Raw genomic sequence first — 18,505 nt, forward strand, 5'->3', positions numbered from 1 at the left:
GAAATCGTGAACCTCTCAAGTTCGGTTTCCCACTTCCCTCCTATCCTTCGACTCCACTCAGAACCGCTTCGGACAAAGCGTATGTACTCGCTCCTCACCTATTTGATAAATAAGTGCTCGTGAACTCTAAAGGGTTTCATTACATTTTTAAGAGAAAGCTTTCGCGAAAGCAAAAAAAAGAAAAAATGAGGTGATAAAGCCAATATACTACTTCGCTCCTACTTCAAAAGGTCTGCTTAGACCTTTTTCATTCGGTCGTCAAAGCAAAGTGACCCTTCGGAAAAAGCTCAGGGCAGGCGCCACGAAGAATAGTGTGATACATTTTAGATATAGTCATAACCAGTCATTATGCGATGTGCTGAGTTTGTCGAAGTATAAAATTGCTTTAACCTTGGTAGTCTATTTATTAGTATTCTAAAAACAAACAATCAAGGCACTAAAAAAGCACCCGTCCAATCCTTATCATCTCTAGAAAATAAGACTCTTAAATGATTAGGACGCTTTAATTGTAAATATTCAATTGAGTAAGGAATAATTTTAACTGGACAAAAATGATTCTCTTTTTTATTATACGTTACAGCATCAAGATTTTTAATTGGAGTCCCAGGAGCTAAGTTGGTGGTATAATCCTTTTTAGAAGCTTCTTGTACAGTATGCCAGTAGGTTGCAATTTGTTCTTTGTTTGTTATAATTTCGGCTGTTCCACATACACGTATTTGCAGTAGTTTTTTAGGATGGTAAAATATGGCACTACATGATGCATTATGTAGAAGGTCTTCTACTTTTTGAGTTCTTTTATCCGTATAAAACACTAGGCTTGAGTCTATTAATGTTTTTCGCAACACTACCGTGCGTTGTCGTGGTTCACCATTTTCAATAGTGGCGAGCGTAAAATAACGAAACGGGTGTCGCTTTTTAGCGTGTCCATTTACAAGTTCTCGTTTTGCTTCTTCTAAGAGTTGATTTTTCAATGGTATTGATTTAGTTGTTTTCAAAGAGACTTATTTAAAGTGTAGCACTTTAAATTAATAATACAATCTAAAATCAAGTAATTTGCAAACATTGTAGTGTCGTTTATGTAACTCTTCTACTACGTCCAACATATTACTATCCTCTTTAAATAAGTAAAAGAATGCTTTGTCAAGATTTGAGCTTGTTATTCCGTTGTATTCATTTCCATAGCCAGAAATACCTTTTGCACCAGTGATATCTAAAAAATATTGTGCTTCTTCTGTGTCTAAATCTAGCACCTTTGCATTTGAAAAATGTAAAACCTTACCTGTTAACCTTCCTTCAAAAATTTCTGCAATTTCTTGTAAACTGTAGTAGTAGCCATTTAAACAAATACTATTGCCTTCGCCTGCAATCATAAAATAAATGATTTCATAATCCTTAAAATTATGATCATCTAAGACCAATGCATTTAAGCTATCTTCCAAACCTTCAATAGTGTCGCAGGTTTTATAAATGCTGGCAACTCCATATTTCGTGGCTAATTGTCTCAAGTTTTCTTGTGCTTCGGTAACAGTGACCGTTTCTATATCATCAACAGCTTCTAAGCAATAAATGAAATAATCTAAATCTATTGATTGTTCTTGCGGTACTAGTTGTCTTTTTTCTAACAAGTTTTTAAATTTATGTAAATCATTCTAGACAAAATTAATACATCTCTTTTGTTCTTTTCAACGTTTTTTATAAAATATTTGGTAACTTTTTCTTGTACTTTTTAAAAAAGCTGGATATGAAATACGTAGTTTAATTACCATTCCACACACATTACTCATTGGGATTCTTATTTTTTATTTTGGAAATCGTGAACCTCTCAAGTTTGGTTTCCCACTTCGCTCCTATTCCTTCGTCTACGCTCAGGACCGCTTGAACAAAGCGTATTCCATTACATTTTAGGAGAAAGCTTTCGCGAAAGCAAAAAATAAAAGAAAAGAAGATTTGAGGGAAGAACGCCAACGCTCCAGCTCTTTTTCTAATTTGAATGAGTTAAGATTCCTAAGAAACGCTAGTAAACTTTAAAAAATAAAACAATCATTTCATCCCTATATAACAATAGACAGCACTTTTTTAGACGCAAAAAAAACGATTCTCTCATTGATCATACTCGTAAAACCATCTATCTCTGAGTCCGTAACGTCATCGTCTAAATAGGTCTTGAGTTTTTTGATGAGTAAGATGTATTTAATGGGTTGTGTGAGTTTTAATAATACGATTTGATCAATTTCATCAAGGGGTACACCAAAGTCATCTCCTAAACGATCTTTTATCACTATTTCTTTAAATTCACCTGAAGTAAAGAGTGTATTACAGGGTAATTTATAGAGTATAAAATCTTCTCCTTTGGTGATAAGCTCTTGAATTTGAAACGATAAACCAATGGATGTTAAGTCTCTGCTTAAAAAATAATGCTTACCTATTTTTTCTTTTGTCTGTACTGTTGATGTGAAATCATCAATTAATTGCTGATTTTCACGGATTGAAAAATTATAACTAAAATCACTAAAAAAAGTATGCTCATTAAAGATATCAAGTACTCTTTTATAGTATTCAGGATAGAATTTCAACACATAATCTTCCATCGCTTTATACGTGGGTTTATCTTTTTTATAATTGCCCAATAAATGCAGATAGGTCCTTTTGTTTGGAACTTTATCAAAATCACCAAAGCCTATATATTTATTATCATCTGGGATGTCTGTAAATAAATAATCAATTTTTTTATTTTGCTTTTTAGCCAATTCATAATATAGGAGTTGCTCAAAAAACACGTTAAAATTGTTATTATTGATTGTATCCCAAGCATCCGAATTTTTATCTACAAATTTGAATGCCGCTTCGGTATAGGTATTATAAAACTCAAGATCTACTCCTCCAACAATTCCCATATTGCATGCAAATCCATTTTTGGTAGAATTAAAGGTGTTGAACTCTTCAGGAATATAGGAAAGGTTAGGTTCGATACCACTCCACATCTTTCTGTAATACGCTGTTGTCCGCTCTAAGTTTTGAGTAATGAGATCAGCTTTCATGAGATCTTCTGGAAAAGCATCCCAGATATATACATCTCCATCCACGTGCAAAAAGGGTTCCTTTTGAAGGGCGTATGTTTTAATTTTAGAGATCGCCCATAAATCTTTATGATAGCTATCCAGCTCATTTAAGACAATATGCACCTTTGAATATGGGAGTTTAAGGGTGTCAATTAATATTTCTGCTCCTAATTCATCTGTATATAATTCAACGTTTTCATAGTATTTTCTTAATTGATTAATACTTAAAATCCAACTGATTAAGTTATATTTTGAGGATGCCCACCCAAAATTATTTTCGCTTATATGTTTTATCTTTCCTGTCCAAAAGCTTTGAATTATCTTCATGTCAACCTATTAAAAATTAGTGTCTTCTATAAGATCGTTTATATAAAACGCTAAGTACTCTTTTTCATATTCACTTGGGTATCTGAAACCATTTATAAATAGTTCTGGGGTATAATTAATTTGGTTTTCTATACACCAATCATTCATTTCTGAATATAGATGATCAACTTTTTCGTTTTGTATAGAAGATTGATAGGTTTCATTCCAAGATTCCACATTTTTAGATTCAAAAAAATCATTTAAAGCATCTGTAAACGCTTTTTCTCCATGTTCTAGATATAGAGTCATTAGTATCTGGAAAAACCTTCTTGTCTCTTCATTGTCTAATTCAAAAGCTGTTTTAAATAGCATTTTTACTTGAATTTGATCTCCATGCTTGTCTAAAATACTATGTACTATTTCATGTACTTCTTTACAATGTCCACAAAAGGGATTTGTGATTATGGTAATTTGCAAATGACTTTCACGATTCCCTAGTATGATGCCAATAGACGGAGGTATTTCTATTTTTGGTGTAGAAACTAATGTGTTTTTGAAAACTGTATAATTACGTAGTAAGCGATTGGCATGTATCTGAAATTCCTTTAATACTTTTTGTTTTGAAAGTGTCTTTTTTAAGATCATCCAAAGCGTGATCGTCGCTAGAATAATGTACGTGTATATAAAAAATGACTTGATGGGAACATCAATACTTGTATTGACAAATAAAAATAGATAACCAATTTCTAGGATTACAATACTTGCAATGACCAAACAGATAGGACACCATTTTTTTTCTACAAATTTCTGATAGTAAAGTGAAAGTAGGATCACTGGAATTGAAGTGATGAGTAGTATTTTTTGAATAGCGAAGTATTCTAAAAAGTTTCCTGATAAAAGGAAAAGTACCAGTCCGAACAATTGTGACGAAAAAAATAAAATACTTAAATCACTAAAGTTAACAACATCAAAAATCTTCCATTTAGTAGAAGATACTACGGTTGTACAGTTTGTAGATGTTGTTATATTACAAAACTGATTGATCAACTTACTTTTAGTTCCAAATAAGTCCTTTAAAGCAGCTATTGAAAACAAAATTCCTATGGAAGGAAATAGTAAAAATAATAGCGTTGAAATAGTTTGATTACTATTGAAGTATAGTAGTAAAAATAGAATAAGGCACGTAATAGATAACACCTCTAGTGTCTTTCCTTTTTTAATAGTAGGTGTACTTTCTAAATCGGGTTTTTCAATTAAAAATATAAGATCCTGCCATCTTGATTCTAACGTTTGACGATCGATTTCATACGGAATCTTATCTTTAATGGTAACGTATTTATCACCTTCTTTTTGTATAAAGTAAAGCTGTGTTTCGTTATTTGCCTCTTTTAACAATGCCATAAATTGATCTGGTAAAAGATCTATTTGAGAAGCGTCAATTCGGAGAGCACCATTGTCAATATTAAAAAATGTTAAGGTATCTGAAATGGAAAGTACGGTAGGATAATTAGGATGAGATTGGATTTGGAATAAAAATTCTTCTTTATCGAAAGTAATAAATTCCTTTTCCAAATAATGAAAAACGTTATTAAAACTAATTTCTTCGGTCATATAAAAGGATGTTATTTTTTGGTTATTACCTCTTACTAAACTACTGCGGGACAAACCCCATGGTATTTTAAGGGAAAAATATTTGGTTTCAAGGCAAGCTTGGGAGTATTTAAATCTCGATTATCGAGTAAAACATCAATATTCTATTTTAAATATTCTTTTTCAGCGCTTTTTCTAGTTCCTCATAGCTATTGACGACTTTAACGATTTTCCCTTCCTTATTTATAATAATATGCGTTGGATACATATATGTGCGTAATTTATTCTTCAAAAAATCATTTTGATTACCAATTACAGGGAAATCAAATTTTCTTTTTTTTAAGAACTTTCTTAGGGCATCATCTTCATCTAAAGCCATACTTAAAAAGACTAGGTCTTTTCTATTTTTATACGTATCAAAGAGCTTATTAAGAGATGGCATTTCTTTAATGCATTGTTGACAACCAATAAACCAAAGTTTGAGAACCACTGTTTTATCTTTTAGTGATTCATTACTATAGTTATTTCCGTTTAAGTCTTGGGCGTTAAATTTTGGAAAAAGGTTATTTTCCATAGTATAATTCCATAGTTCAATTTTAGCCAAATTGACTGTCGTATTTCTAATATCCTTTACATCCCAATAGTCTACTTCTGATAGTTTATAGTAAATGGATGTCTTGGATTGAAGTCTTAGTGGTAGATAGTTACCCGTTATAAGTTGCCTTAAAAACTCACCTTTATCAATACTATTTGATGAAGTATCTAATCCAATAAAATCATCGGATAACTTTATATACGTGTTTTGATATTGCCAGAAATTTTGAAAACTTTTTAAAATGATTGACGGGTCTTTAACAGGCTTTCCATAGTCATTGGTTTGTGCAGATGAAAATGAAATAAAAATTATATATATAATAAAAAAAAGGCGCATGTGCATTTTAGTTTTTATACTAAGGGAGTAGTTTATTAAACTACTCCCTTAGTATATTTAAATTATTAGCAACTTCTCAAAACTGCACCTGACACACAAACGGTACCGCTAGTACAAGAACTACAATTATTGGTACCTGACCAACAACACTTGTTTAATCCTCCACCACCGCAACCACCGTGTACAGCTCTCATTTCATCTCTCTTTAGACCATTTTTAATGTCTTTTAAACTAATTTTCATAATAAAATAATTTTAATGTGCACCTACTCTATTCAAGGCTTTTCGGTTTACGCCTTTTTTAGTGAAATACTGTTTTATAACGTCTGAAAGACGTATACAAAAGTGTTCCTTAAAACTAATCCCGCCTTTAAGCGGAATTTATGGTTTAGTTCTCCGACACTAACATCCATTTTTAGTATCTAGAACACTTGCTAAGCATTTTTTTATATTTTATGATATCTAATAACGATAGTTTATTTCTGTGATTAATTCTTGAATTCAGGATAGTGTTGCAAGCATTCTATAACTACTATTAATACATGATAGAAGTAGAAAACTACAACATAACACCAGCTTTTTAATGATTCCTTATATCCATAACTACCTGACTGTTAGTTTAAAGATAGTAAACTTAAATGAGTTTTGATTCTATAAAAACCACCGAAAAAGTATGGAAAATCCATAATTTTGCTCACTTTTTCACTACCACTCCTCTAACTACGCTCCATACAGACTCACATAAAATTTTCAATTACATTTAAAAAAAAATTAATGTGTAATACCTTGGCACAAAGTCATCTTGAGAAATTATTTGGTCTTGAAGCAATCTAGACTTGCTGTAAGGATTGATAAAATTCCTATCACCTAGCATTATGATTGATACTGAGTACGCTTTCGCGAAAGCGTAGATCTCGACACACTACGTCAAGAATTTTATAAAATCTTCTAGTAGCTTATGAATCAGAATTTAAGAATTGTCGATTTATCTTTTTATAATTTACTATCATAAGTACTTTATGTACTAGAAAATTGAAGAAAAATTGGTGAGTTTTATAAAAAAGTGGATATGAATTTTAGTTTTTATACTAAAGGAATAGTACACTAAACCAGACTACTCCCTTAGTATATTTAAATAGTTTAACAACAACATCTTAAAACTGCACCTGGAACACAAACAGTACCCATGGTACATCCACTACAATTATTAGTACCTGACCAACAACACATATTGTAGCCGGAACTACCAGAGCCACCACGTACAGCTCTCATTTCATCTCTCTTTAGACCATTTTTAATGTCTTTTAAACTAATTTTCATAATAAAATAATTTTTAATTTACACCTACTCTATTAAAGACTTTTCGGTTTACGTCTTTTTTTAGTAAATCATTATATATTGGATCTAGATGTATTTAGATATAGTGAACTACACAATCATTATTTGATTAAGAAAAGATGATTTAAATGTATAACTAACTGATTGTTAGATTAAAAATAATAAATTCTAATGAGTTTTAAATTATAAAAGACCGCATAAAAAGTATGGAAAATCCATAATTTTGCTCACTTTTCTCCTAACATGATCCTAACTACGCTTGATGTAGACTCATGTACAGATTTCAATGAGATTTAAAATCATTTTAAAGTATAATACCTTGATGCAAAGTCATTATGGAGATTGTAAGTCAAAACTATCTAGCCTTTTGATCAAAGCTAAGTACGCTTTCGCGAAAGCGTACACATTACAGCTAACTTCAAGAGAATTATAACGTCTTTTTATGGGCCCTATACATTGCATTTGTAAAATAATGATAGCTAATGATATAAAATAAACATAATTAGTTTTTTAATATATAGGATTGGGATATATTTGAACTTAAAATAAAATAAACCTATCATTTTCAGCTTGCATAAAGCGGTTATGAATCAGCGGAATACCGAAACAAAGCCTTTACACAATTTATTATGAAGAAAGCAGTTATTTTTTTACTACACCTACTATTTATCCTCCCATCCTTCGCTCAAGAAAGCACTAATCAACAAAATCCAACTAATATTACAAGACAAGGATTTGGAACACACGGGGGTTTTGATGCGGGACTGGGATTTGTGAACCCAAATTTTAGGACAGATGGCTCTGCGTATTATTTTGAAGATTGGGATACGGAAGGTGTCATCTACACAAAAAGCAATGGGAGTTTTAAAATAAAAAATGTCAATATAAATCTATATAATAACACGCTTGATGCGCTTTATGATGAGAATTCTGTATATACATTTGACAGTGATAACTTACTGAAAATAGAAATAAATGATAAAGTGTTTCGAATATTTAACATTGATGAAGAGTTAAAGATTTTTGAATTAATTTTTAACGATTCATTTTCGGTTTATAAATATTACAGTGTGCTCTATTCAGAAGCATCACCAAATCCTATGCTTGTCAGAAAGAAAAACAAATACATTAAGAACGAAAAATATTATCTATACACCGACGGAGATTTAACTAAAATGAAACTATCTAAGAAGGCTTTTTCTAAGCTCCTTCAATCTGATACTGTTAATCAACAAGCTATTTTAAATTATATCAATAGCAACCGGCTATCTTTAAAAGATGAAGCTGATTTGATGAAAGCGTTGAATTTTATAGCTAAATAAATTTTTTAGAAGATAATTATAAAGATTACAAAGGCTTTATCAAACATATAAATAGGTCGTTCTAAAGAAACATTCGAACAAAAATGTTTTGTATCATTGATGAATTACAGTTAGGTTAGGCACGTCTTCGTACTTCTACGATGCTCAATATCAACTCCTACGTCATTACACTGCTTAAAAGTTACTAGTTACTTTTCACTATTTAAAATTTCTTTGACAGCCAATTGATACTTTATAGGATTGGTTGCTTTCTTTATCTTTTTATAAGTCTTTTGCGGATTGGAAAAAGATTGGGAAAAGTATTCCCAAAAACCTAACATTTTCATTTTTATAGGGGTCGGTCCAGATAAAGTAGCATCGTATTGTTGATAGATTTCGTTATGAAATGCTTCAAATAAATCCCAACGGTCTTTTGGATATTCCGTTGTATTGTTTTTGATCATACTAGGTAAAAACGGATCTGCAATTAAACCACGACCTATCATAAAATGATCAATACTAGGGAAACGTTCTTGCATTTTTTTAAACTGTTCTACCGTCGTAATATCGCCATTGTAATATAGTTTATGCTTTGCTACATCTATACATTTTTGAAAGGCTTCCAAATCGACACCACCTTTGTACAATTGTTTTCCAATGCGTGCGTGTATAGCAACATTTTTTAAAGGGTATTTATCTAAAATCGGAAAGGTATGTAGGATTTCTTCACTGTTCTCATAGCCCATTCTCATTTTCATAGACACCAAAATATCCGTTTCGTTGTGAGCACGATGTAAAATGGTATCTATTTTATTTGGATCACAAATGAGACCAGACCCCATTCCACGATTAGTCACCATTGGGTAAGGACACCCTAAATTCCAATTGAGTTCTTTATACCCCAATTGCAGTACATATTTAGCAACAAATAAAAACTCATCTGCATCATTTGTAATGACTTGCGGGATTACTTCTAAGGTAGTATTGTGTTCTGGTAATAAATCACGCTCGTAAGAGGATTTTACTTTCAGTTTCCCATTCAAACGAATGTAAGGGGCGTAAAAAGTATCGATCCCTCCAAAATATTTATTTTGGGCATTCCTAAAACGAAAATCAGTAAATCCCTGTAAAGGCGATGATAAAAGTGTAAAACTCATAGTTGATGCTTGAGGCAAATATAAGTGAATAGTTCGTTGTTATTAAATTTTAAATGGAGCGTAAATGTGGTACTTATTTTACTCCTATTGGGTATAAATCTAAGCACGCTTTCGCGAAAGCGTAAAAAAGAATACTCAAATCTGATATATAAATATTAAAAGTCATAACGCACTCATTTTAAATCGGCTACAACGCTTTTCTTAAAATTGTGAATATCTATTCTCATTTTGATTTTTTAACCTTGAGCGAAACCCTATTTTTGGCATCCCAAAAACAAAAAGATATGAGTGCAACATGGTATGAATGTAAAGTAAAATATAGAAAAATGGATGAAGCGTCTGGAATGCAAAAGGTAAAGACTGAACCTTTTTTGGTAGATGCTATTTCTTATACCGAAGCCGAAAGTAGAATTACCGAAGAGATGTCCGCCTATTTAAGTGATAGTGACGAAATTAAAATTACAAATATTAAAGTGGCAAATTATGCCGAAATACATCCTTTTGAGAATGCTGACAGATGGTTTAAATCTCGGGTATCTTTAATTGCCTTTGATGAAGAAAGCGGTAAAGAACGCAAAACGAACTTATACCTATTGGTACAGGCAAATGATGTAAAGGAAGCGTATGAAAATACAGTGAGCACGATGAAAGATACGATGGGAGAATATACGATCCCTGCTATTTCAGAATCTCCTATTATGGATGTGTTTCCATATTTTTCTGGTGAAGAAGGTGACCTAGAACGCTTGGAAGAATTTACCGCATTGAAAGATTCTGTACCTACAGATAACAAGGTAGATGAAAAGGCAGAAATGATAGATGCTCTTACAGTTGAAGCTGAGTAATTCGTTAAGCGTCTTAAATCCCTATAAACAAAGAGCCCACCTAAATAAATAGATGGGCTCTTTTAAAAACTTGAAGTGTATGTATTAGATAACTTTTACGTTTACTGCATTTAATCCTTTATTACCTTCTTGTAGATCAAATTCAACTTCATCGCCTTCGCGAATTTCGTCTCTTAATCCTGAAATATGTACAAAGTGGTCTTTTTCAACACCTTCTTCTGTTATAAATCCAAATCCTTTGGTCTCGTTGAAAAATTTTACTGTTCCTTTACTCATTTTAATATATTTAATTTTAATAATTATTTAGTAGTGTTCAAATATGATGCCACAAAGCATATAGAGACTACCAATCTATAGGAAAATAGTCTTTTAGAAACTTCCCACACCAATGTGTACCAGTATTAATACCGTCTATTAAAGGATCCATAACTCTCGCAGCGCCATCTACAATATCTAGTGGGGGCTGAAAATCGTGAATTTCTACTTTCTTTTTTGATAATGCTGCTGGATCTTCATCAGTCACCCAACCTGTATCTACAGCATTCATATAAATCCCAGATTTAGCAAAGGTGGCAGCAGCCGTATGTGTGAGCATATTTAAAGAAGCTTTTGCCATGTTTGTATGTGGATGTCTGTCTTCTTTTTTAAATCGATGAAACTTCCCTTCCATCGCCGATACATTTATAATATGCTTTTTGCCTGTGTTTTCTTTCATCATCAAATTAGACAATCGATTACACAACACAAAAGGTGCTACGGCATTTACTAGTTGAACTTCTACCATTTCTGTCGTTTCAATTTCCCCTAGTTTTAAACGCCAACTATTGGTCTTTCGTAAATCTACTTGCTGTAAATCGGCATCTAGTTTTCCTTCAGGGAATACTTCGGTTGTTTGTAAGGTCGTATCAAAACTATAAGGAATTTGTGAAAGTGCCGCAGAGTTACGTAAGCCTATTCCTGGTTCTGGTCCGTGCCAAGTAACAGGTAGCACATTATTTTTACTGGCTTTTGAAGGTCTCATGCTTACATCAGATAATTCTTGCAAACAGCTGATATGGTTTTTTAATAAAGGCTGTGCTAATGTAGGTAGCTGGTCTATGGATAATTTTTCATTTTCCATCAAATGAAAATAAAACCCTGAGGGTCTACGCACAGTTTGTGCTGCATTATTGATTAAAATATCTAACCGATGGTATGTTTGCTCTATGTAATTACAGAAAATTTCTACACTTGGTATATGACGTAAATCAAGTCCGTGAATATGCAAGCGATCACTCCACTGGGTATAATCATCTTCTTTCGAAAATCGAATGGCAGCATCTGCAGGAAAACGTGTCGTAGCCACCACAGTAGCTCCAGAGCGTAACAGCATTAAGGTAATATGGTATCCTATTTTTAATCGAGAACCTGTAATGATTGCCACTTGGTCTTTTAAATCAGTCGTTTGAAAGCGTTTAGCATAATTCAAATCACCACATGCCGTACACATTGTATCATAAAAATGATGCAGTTTTGTATATACCGTTTTACAAACGTAGCAGTTTCTAGGAGACTCTAATTCTAACGTGTCTTCTTGAATGGAGGTGGGCGCTAGTAATTTTGGAGCTATAAATAATGCTGCTTCACGTGCCGACCTAATGCCTGTTGTTTTTCTTGCATGCGTATCTTTGGCGATCATTTTCCGCTTTGCCGCTTTTTTAGCATCTTTTCGTCTACGCTGAAACTCATCACGATTGGGTCGAGATAACTCCCCAGCTACCTTGTAAAGAGCTATTCTTTGATCTTCTGGTAATCCAAAAAGTTGGTTGGTATCTTCTACTAATTCTTGTAATAATTTAATACAAGATGCGATCTCTAGATTCGGTTTGTTTTCAATCATACTTACTTTTACTCTTTTGAGATACATCAGATTTTATCGACGATATGCTTATTTTCTTCAAAATCTAAAACTATTTTGATATGAAAAAAATTTCAGTAAAGATAACCACTCTTTTTGGAGAGCAAACCATTGTGTACTAAAAAAGCCCCTCTGCTTGAGAGGGGCTAATTTTTAAAATATAAATCTGTATTAGATAACTTTTATGTTTACTTCACCAGAACAAATAGTACAAGATTGTAGTTTACAAAGTTGTAAAGACTAAAAATATGTAGCACATAAAACCGCTTTAATATTAAGTTTAAATCTTAGGTATTAAAATTTAATAAGAATTTTAATACCTAAGATTTAATTAAAAATTATTAGCAGATGTAGTAACCGCTCCATGGTATGTAACAGCAAACTTTCTGACCATTAACGGTTATAAACGAGCCATCACCGCGACATACAGAAGGTATATTTATACCTCCACCAGTACTTTTTTGCTCATCTTTAGATAATTTTTGAGCTCCTTTTAAATTTAAAAGTGATTTCATCATAATTTAAGTGTTTGAGATTAATAATAAATTTGAATAAATATAGCGATTATTCTACATTGATTAATCAAATAAATTATATTTCACAACATATACAAGTCTTTTATTCAATTATTTACAACAACACTTTTGTCTTATTATCGAAAATTTACCTCCTCAATGAAATAGCGTAAATCTTAATTTTTATATACTTTAGGCGCCTTAATAAATTATTATCGCTGCAATACAGGGAAAAATCGATATGTACTATTTGAAAAGTAAAAATAGAATAGATTATTAAACCTCTCTGCGAAGTACTTCTAAAGGCGAACTTTTTAAAACGCTCTGTATATTACTTAAACCAATTGCTAGTACTAATAGCGAAATACTTGGTAAAATGACTAAAAATGGAACGACTGATGGCACAAAGGGCTCTTTAAAAACGAATAATGCCAATAATAAACTGCTCACAAGTGCTAAAAGAATACCAACCAAACTACCTAGAATTCCTAAAAATAAATATTCTAAAGCCGATATCTTTACGATTTGATTATTTTGAGCACCTAAGGTTCGTAATAACACGCTTTCCTTAATGCGTTGATATTTACTGTTTCGCACAGATCCAATCAAGACAATGATACCAGTAAGCATGCTAAAGAATGCCATAAAATTGATAATCCAAGAGACTTTGTCTAAAATATCTTCTACTATAGTATATACCTGCCTTAGGTCAATGATGGATACATTTGGAAACTTTGCTACCAAATCTCGTTGTAAATCTGCTGAGCGTTGTTCGTCTGCAGCGTAGGTGGTTAACACATTAAACTGCGGTGCATTTTCTAACACGCCCTTGGGAAATACAATCGAGAAATTGAGTTGTATGCGTCCCCAATCTACTTTCCGAATGCTACCTACAATAGTTTCCATTAGGACTCCTTGCACATTAAAAATAATAGGATCGCCGATAGCTACCTGGGCATCTGCAGCTAGATTATCCGAAATAGAAATTTTAATTGGAGCTTGAGGCGTTTGACTAGCTACCCACTCCCCTTCTAGAAGTTCTTCTGAGGCTATGAGTGAATCGCGATAGGTGGTTCTAAACTCGTGATTTAGAATCCAACCTCTTACTTGACTGGTTGTATCTCTACGTAAGGTATTCACAAGCTTTCCATTAATACTGTGCATGCGCATAGTCACAAGCGGAATGTTATCAATGGGCTCCATGTTATTTGCACTGAATGTTTCTAACACATCGTCCAGCTGTTTGCTTTGAATGTCTAAAGCAATAATATTTGCGTTTTGTGAAGTTTGCCCCACGCTTGTCTTCGCCAATAAAATGTCTTTGGTAAAGTATAGCGTACTTATCAAAAAGGTGCCTAAACCAATTGCTACTATTAATACCAACGTTTGATTATTAGGGCGAAATAAGTTTAACAAACTTTGCCTAACGGTAAAAACGGCTCGTTTGGGAAAATAATATTTCACTAGTCTCATAGACATGATAGCAATACCTGCCAAAACACTAAAGGTTATAAAAACACCAACAACAAATGACAAGGCAAATAGCCCATCTTTGAGTAACCAAAACGAAAATAAATACAAAAACAATAGAATGATAAAAAAGACCACATATCCAGCTCTTTTTGATTTTTCTATAGGAGTCTGGTCTATACGAAGTACTTCTAATGGAGAGACATACCAAGTACGTATGAGCGGCAACAGTGCGAACAAAACTGACATAAAAAGCCCAAGCAGTACGCCCATAATTAAAGGCTGTACAGAAATACGAACGGTGACATCAAAAGGCAAAAATTCCTTTAAAATATAAGGAAATAGTTCCTGAAGACCAACGCCAATTAGTGATCCAATAATACCACCAATAACGCCTATCCCTGCAATTTGAATTAAGTAAATCAAAAAGCTTTGCCTTCTTGTAGCACCCATACATTTTAAAACCGCTACTGTTTTTAGTTTTTCTTTTATGTAAATATTTACAGAACTTGCAATACCAATACAGCCTAATAACAAAGCAATAAAGGCCGCTAGATTTAAAAATTTACCCACATTATCATAACGACGCCCCAAACGTTCACTGGTACTTGTGTGCGTGTCTAAATCGGCGTTTTGGTCGTCTAGAATAGGATCGATTCGTTTGTCTAAATCTACGAGGTCTATGGTAGGATTTTTATAAAAAAACTGATACTCTTTGCGACTTCCAAATTGTAAAAGTTGGGTCTTCTCTATAAAACGAAATGGAATCACGATGGGCGGCGCCACAGAACTAGAAATAGCTGTACTTCCAGGAATGGCTTTTAAAGCCCCAGAAATTGGCAAGGTTAACTCCCCTATTTTAATAGAATCCCCTGGTTTAATACTAAACTGCAACATGAGTGTAGCATCTACCAAAACGCCACCAGATTCCTGATAATTTAGTGCTGCGTCTACAGGTTCTGTATCTATGGTTCCATAAAATGGAAAATCTCCTTCTAAACCGCGAACACGTGCTAATTTGGTGCCGCCGTTTTTTGGAAAAGCAACCATAGAGACAAAATTTACTTCCCGTGCATTAGGTTGTAAAGAGTCAATAATAGCCTGTGCTCTTGGGTTAGGAAGCTCCTGACTATCAATAATAAAATCGGCGCCCATCAGGGCTTTGGATTGTAATTGAATATTATCTTTTAAATTCTCGCTAAATAGTTGAATAGAAACTACCGCTGCAATTCCCAAAATAATAGACGCCATAAATAGTAGCAGTCGTATTCTACTCGCCTTTGCATCACGCCAAGCCATTTTAAAAAGCCAAGCGGTATTGCTTTTAGATGTGAATTCTGTTTTGCTCAAAATGCTTACGTATGTTGATTGGTAAGTATTTGCCCACCTTTTAGTGTTAATATTTGTTGGGTTCTATTGGCTAAGTCCAAATCATGAGATATAATCACCAACGTAGTTCCTGCGTCTTTGTTAAGTTCGAATAGTAATTGGATCACCTTTTCTCCAGTTTCTTGATCTAAATTCCCAGTGGGCTCATCCGCAAATAAAATAGAAGGTGAATTAGAGAATGCTCTTGCCAACGCCACTCGCTGTTGTTCTCCTCCTGATAACTGTGAAGGGTAATGATGTAAGCGATCTGTTAACCCCACTTTATCTAACAATTGTTTTGCGATTTTAGTAGCATCTTTGTCACCTTGAAGCTCTAAGGGAACACTAACGTTCTCCAAGGCTGTAAGCGTTGGTAGTAATTGAAAATTTTGAAAAATAAAACCAACCTCTTTATTGCGTAATTGTGCCCGCTCATCTTCGGTAAGCGTGTTTAAATCGTAACCACATAAGTGTACCGTACCCGCACCGGGGGCATCTAAACCAGCACACAGACCTAATAAAGTGGTTTTCCCGCTTCCAGAGGGTCCTACAATAGCAAAAGTTTGCCCTTTTTCTACGTCAAAGGACACATCTTTCAATACTGTTAATTGTTTAGAACCGCTCGTATATGTCTTTTCTAGTCCGTTAATCTTTAATATCTTTGGCATATAAATCTAAATTAATGCTACAACAGACGCATCTGCTTAAAAACATACAAAGGTTGTTAAAGTCGTGGTATGATATGAAACCATTCTTCTTAAAGTTTTGTTATTTTCTGATCCTTTTTGTCTTTATTTCTTGCGGAAACGAAGCAAAAACCAAAGAACAACCTAGCACCCATACTTCAACTGCCACAGATGCTACTGTAACAGAAACAACTTCAAAAAAAACCATACTCTGCTTTGGTGATAGCATCACAGCTGGCTACGGTTTGGACGATACGAATGATGCGTATCCTGCACTGCTTCAAGCTAAAATTGATTCTTTAGATTTGGATTATGATGTAGTCAATTCTGGTTTGAGTGGTGAAACCACGGCAGGAGGACGTAGTAGAATACAATGGGTGCTCAATCAGGAAATAGCCGTTTTTATTTTAGAATTGGGCGCTAATGATGGTCTACGGGGAATTCCGCTAACAGAAACCCGAGCCAACCTACAAGCCATCATAGATGCCGTGCGGACTAAAAACCCAAAAACTACTATTATTTTGGCAGGAATGGAATTACCTCCAAATATGGGACAGGATTATACAACTCAATTCAGAGCTATTTTTGCTGATCTAGCTGCAAAGAATGATTTGCCTTTTATTCCTTTTATCTTAAAAGATGTAGGAGGAATTGCTGAATTAAATCAGAATGATGGTATCCACCCGACGGTTGCAGGGCATAAAATTCTAGCCAACACAGTTTGGGAGGTTTTAAAACCAGCGATCGATCGTCTTTAATTTTTTAGTGAAACACTGTTTTGTAAAGTCAGAAAGACGCATACAAAATGGTTCATTGAACGAATCTCGCTTTTCAGCAGAATCTATAGTTTGATACCTTCCAAACTGTCGTTACGACACATCATTTTTTGTTAAGTTAAGTCCGCTTTCGCGAAAGCGTATACCACTACATTTTAAAAATAAATAGCTCTTTTAAAGTAATTTCTATTGTAATAGATTTATTGCTTTAGACTTATGAGAAACTATTGAATCACTAGTTGCGTATAGATGTTGTCCCAAGACTTTACCACTCCTACATACAATAACAAAACCTTAACACTGTATTCTTGTTTAAGGAATGAAATAGTTTAAGTTATCCCTACAAAACAACTTTACATGAAACTATTATATATTAAAAGAGAAACAAAAACAGAAAAACGATACAGTTTTAAAATGGGAGAACTCATTACAAAAGTCACCTATATAAAAAGTTATTTTATGGGACTGCCTATCAGAACGATACATAAATATCGTGAAACATATTATGGCGAAGTAAAAAACTGCGATGATTGTGTACTCTTCATTTAATTCATCGATATTTGAAGAAATTCTCTGAAAGGAAAAATAAGACCCAATGATCCCTAAATTACATTATATATCCCAAGGAAGTTCTCCGAAACAACATCTGGTGAATATCCAAAATGCGTGTAATTCTGGGATAGAATTAGTGCAGTTAGATATAACACAACGTTCAGAAAAAGAAATTCTAAAGATAGCCCAAGAGGCAAGAGAAATTACTTCTCATTTTCAAACCCGATTAATTATTAACAACCATTATAAACTTGCTAAAGACGTAAAAGCAGATGGTGTCTATTTGGACAAAACGGGGTCCTGCCCTACGATTGCGAGAAAGCATCTATATACTTGGCAACTGATAAGTGGTGTCGCAAATACGTTGCAAGATTGTGAAACATTATTAACTAAAGAAGTTGATTATATACATTTAGAACCCTTTAGAGCTACAACCACTAAAGATCAAGCATTTCCAGTTTTAGGTTTAAACGGATACACTACTATTATAGAAACGTTACAAACCAAAACCCCTATAATTGGTTTTGGAGGTATTACTACAGAAGATGTCACCGCTATATTAGAAACAGGTATTTCTGGAATTGCTGTATCTGAAGAAATTACGCGTGATTTTAATACGATAAGAACATTTCATCAATTATTAAAAGCCTCTTCCACCGAAGAGCAGCGGCATACCTTCAAATAAATTACAAAGAGCATTTTCTAAAAACAATCT

The 18,505-nt window shown here is 33.4% G+C and carries 17 protein-coding genes; 6 read left to right on the plus strand and 11 right to left on the minus strand.

Annotated elements, in window-relative coordinates; translation table 11 throughout:
- Positions 1-428: 428 nt before the first annotated feature.
- The 5 genes from Q0505_RS17160 to Q0505_RS17180 all read right to left on the minus strand — a co-directional run bounded on the left by Q0505_RS17160 (position 429) and on the right by Q0505_RS17180 (position 5,886).
- Entirely contained in the window at positions 429-995 is a 567-nt protein-coding gene (locus Q0505_RS17160; RefSeq protein ID WP_299215525.1) for a pyridoxamine 5'-phosphate oxidase family protein, read from the minus strand.
- A gap of 30 nt (positions 996-1,025) precedes the next feature.
- Positions 1,026-1,625 (minus strand): DUF6642 family protein, encoded by a 600-nt coding sequence (locus Q0505_RS17165; RefSeq protein ID WP_299215527.1) that lies wholly within the window; start codon positions 1,623-1,625, stop codon positions 1,026-1,028.
- 426 nt (positions 1,626-2,051) lie between these two features.
- Complete coding sequence (locus Q0505_RS17170) at positions 2,052-3,386, minus strand: DUF6734 family protein (protein ID WP_299215529.1); 1,335 nt, start codon at positions 3,384-3,386, stop codon at positions 2,052-2,054.
- A gap of 9 nt (positions 3,387-3,395) precedes the next feature.
- Complete coding sequence (locus Q0505_RS17175) at positions 3,396-4,976, minus strand: vitamin K epoxide reductase family protein (protein ID WP_299215531.1); 1,581 nt, start codon at positions 4,974-4,976, stop codon at positions 3,396-3,398.
- A gap of 148 nt (positions 4,977-5,124) precedes the next feature.
- Positions 5,125-5,886, minus strand: a complete 762-nt coding sequence (locus Q0505_RS17180; protein WP_299215533.1) for a TlpA disulfide reductase family protein — start codon at positions 5,884-5,886, stop codon at positions 5,125-5,127.
- Between the two features lie 1,623 nt (positions 5,887-7,509).
- Between Q0505_RS17180 and Q0505_RS17185 the strand changes: the two genes are divergently transcribed.
- A complete protein-coding gene (locus Q0505_RS17185; RefSeq protein ID WP_299215535.1) occupies positions 7,510-7,656 on the plus strand; it encodes a hypothetical protein in 147 nt (48 codons plus the stop codon).
- A 196-nt stretch (positions 7,657-7,852) separates the two neighbouring features.
- Positions 7,853-8,545, plus strand: a complete 693-nt coding sequence (locus tag Q0505_RS17190) for a hypothetical protein (protein ID WP_299215537.1) — start codon at positions 7,853-7,855, stop codon at positions 8,543-8,545.
- Positions 8,546-8,733: 188 nt separating this feature from the next.
- On the opposite strand, the gene Q0505_RS17195 is transcribed toward Q0505_RS17190, so the two are convergent.
- A complete protein-coding gene (locus tag Q0505_RS17195) occupies positions 8,734-9,681 on the minus strand; it encodes a tRNA-dihydrouridine synthase family protein (protein ID WP_299215539.1) in 948 nt (315 codons plus the stop codon).
- Positions 9,682-9,965: 284 nt separating this feature from the next.
- Here Q0505_RS17195 and Q0505_RS17200 point away from each other — a divergent pair, with 284 nt between their 5' ends.
- Entirely contained in the window at positions 9,966-10,526 is a 561-nt protein-coding gene (locus Q0505_RS17200; RefSeq protein WP_299215541.1) for a DUF4494 domain-containing protein, read from the plus strand.
- Positions 10,527-10,610: 84 nt separating this feature from the next.
- Here Q0505_RS17200 and Q0505_RS17205 read toward each other — a convergent pair whose 3' ends face one another.
- The 5 genes from Q0505_RS17205 to Q0505_RS17225 all read right to left on the minus strand — a co-directional run bounded on the left by Q0505_RS17205 (position 10,611) and on the right by Q0505_RS17225 (position 16,444).
- Positions 10,611-10,802, minus strand: coding sequence for a cold-shock protein (locus Q0505_RS17205; RefSeq protein WP_299215543.1), 192 nt, complete (start codon positions 10,800-10,802; stop codon positions 10,611-10,613).
- A gap of 67 nt (positions 10,803-10,869) precedes the next feature.
- A complete protein-coding gene (locus Q0505_RS17210; RefSeq protein ID WP_299215545.1) occupies positions 10,870-12,432 on the minus strand; it encodes an SDR family oxidoreductase in 1,563 nt (520 codons plus the stop codon).
- A gap of 332 nt (positions 12,433-12,764) precedes the next feature.
- The gene (locus tag Q0505_RS17215) at positions 12,765-12,941 is read right to left on the minus strand and encodes a hypothetical protein (RefSeq protein WP_299215547.1); all 177 of its coding nucleotides are present in this window, start codon (positions 12,939-12,941) and stop codon (positions 12,765-12,767) included.
- 273 nt (positions 12,942-13,214) lie between these two features.
- Positions 13,215-15,707: an FtsX-like permease family protein gene (locus Q0505_RS17220; protein WP_299215556.1), complete on the minus strand. Its 2,493-nt coding sequence runs from the start codon at positions 15,705-15,707 to the stop codon at positions 13,215-13,217.
- Positions 15,708-15,763: 56 nt separating this feature from the next.
- The gene (locus Q0505_RS17225; protein WP_299215549.1) at positions 15,764-16,444 is read right to left on the minus strand and encodes an ABC transporter ATP-binding protein; all 681 of its coding nucleotides are present in this window, start codon (positions 16,442-16,444) and stop codon (positions 15,764-15,766) included.
- 74 nt (positions 16,445-16,518) lie between these two features.
- Between Q0505_RS17225 and Q0505_RS17230 the strand changes: the two genes are divergently transcribed.
- From Q0505_RS17230 to Q0505_RS17240, 3 genes are all read left to right on the plus strand, one after another.
- A complete protein-coding gene (locus tag Q0505_RS17230; protein ID WP_299215557.1) occupies positions 16,519-17,220 on the plus strand; it encodes an arylesterase in 702 nt (233 codons plus the stop codon).
- A gap of 375 nt (positions 17,221-17,595) precedes the next feature.
- A complete protein-coding gene (locus tag Q0505_RS17235; protein WP_299215551.1) occupies positions 17,596-17,787 on the plus strand; it encodes a hypothetical protein in 192 nt (63 codons plus the stop codon).
- 46 nt (positions 17,788-17,833) lie between these two features.
- Complete coding sequence (locus Q0505_RS17240; protein ID WP_299215554.1) at positions 17,834-18,475, plus strand: thiamine phosphate synthase; 642 nt, start codon at positions 17,834-17,836, stop codon at positions 18,473-18,475.
- Positions 18,476-18,505: the final 30 nt, after the last annotated feature.

The organism is uncultured Dokdonia sp. (genome assembly GCF_937910895.1).
In the GTDB taxonomy this organism is placed as follows: domain Bacteria; phylum Bacteroidota; class Bacteroidia; order Flavobacteriales; family Flavobacteriaceae; genus Dokdonia.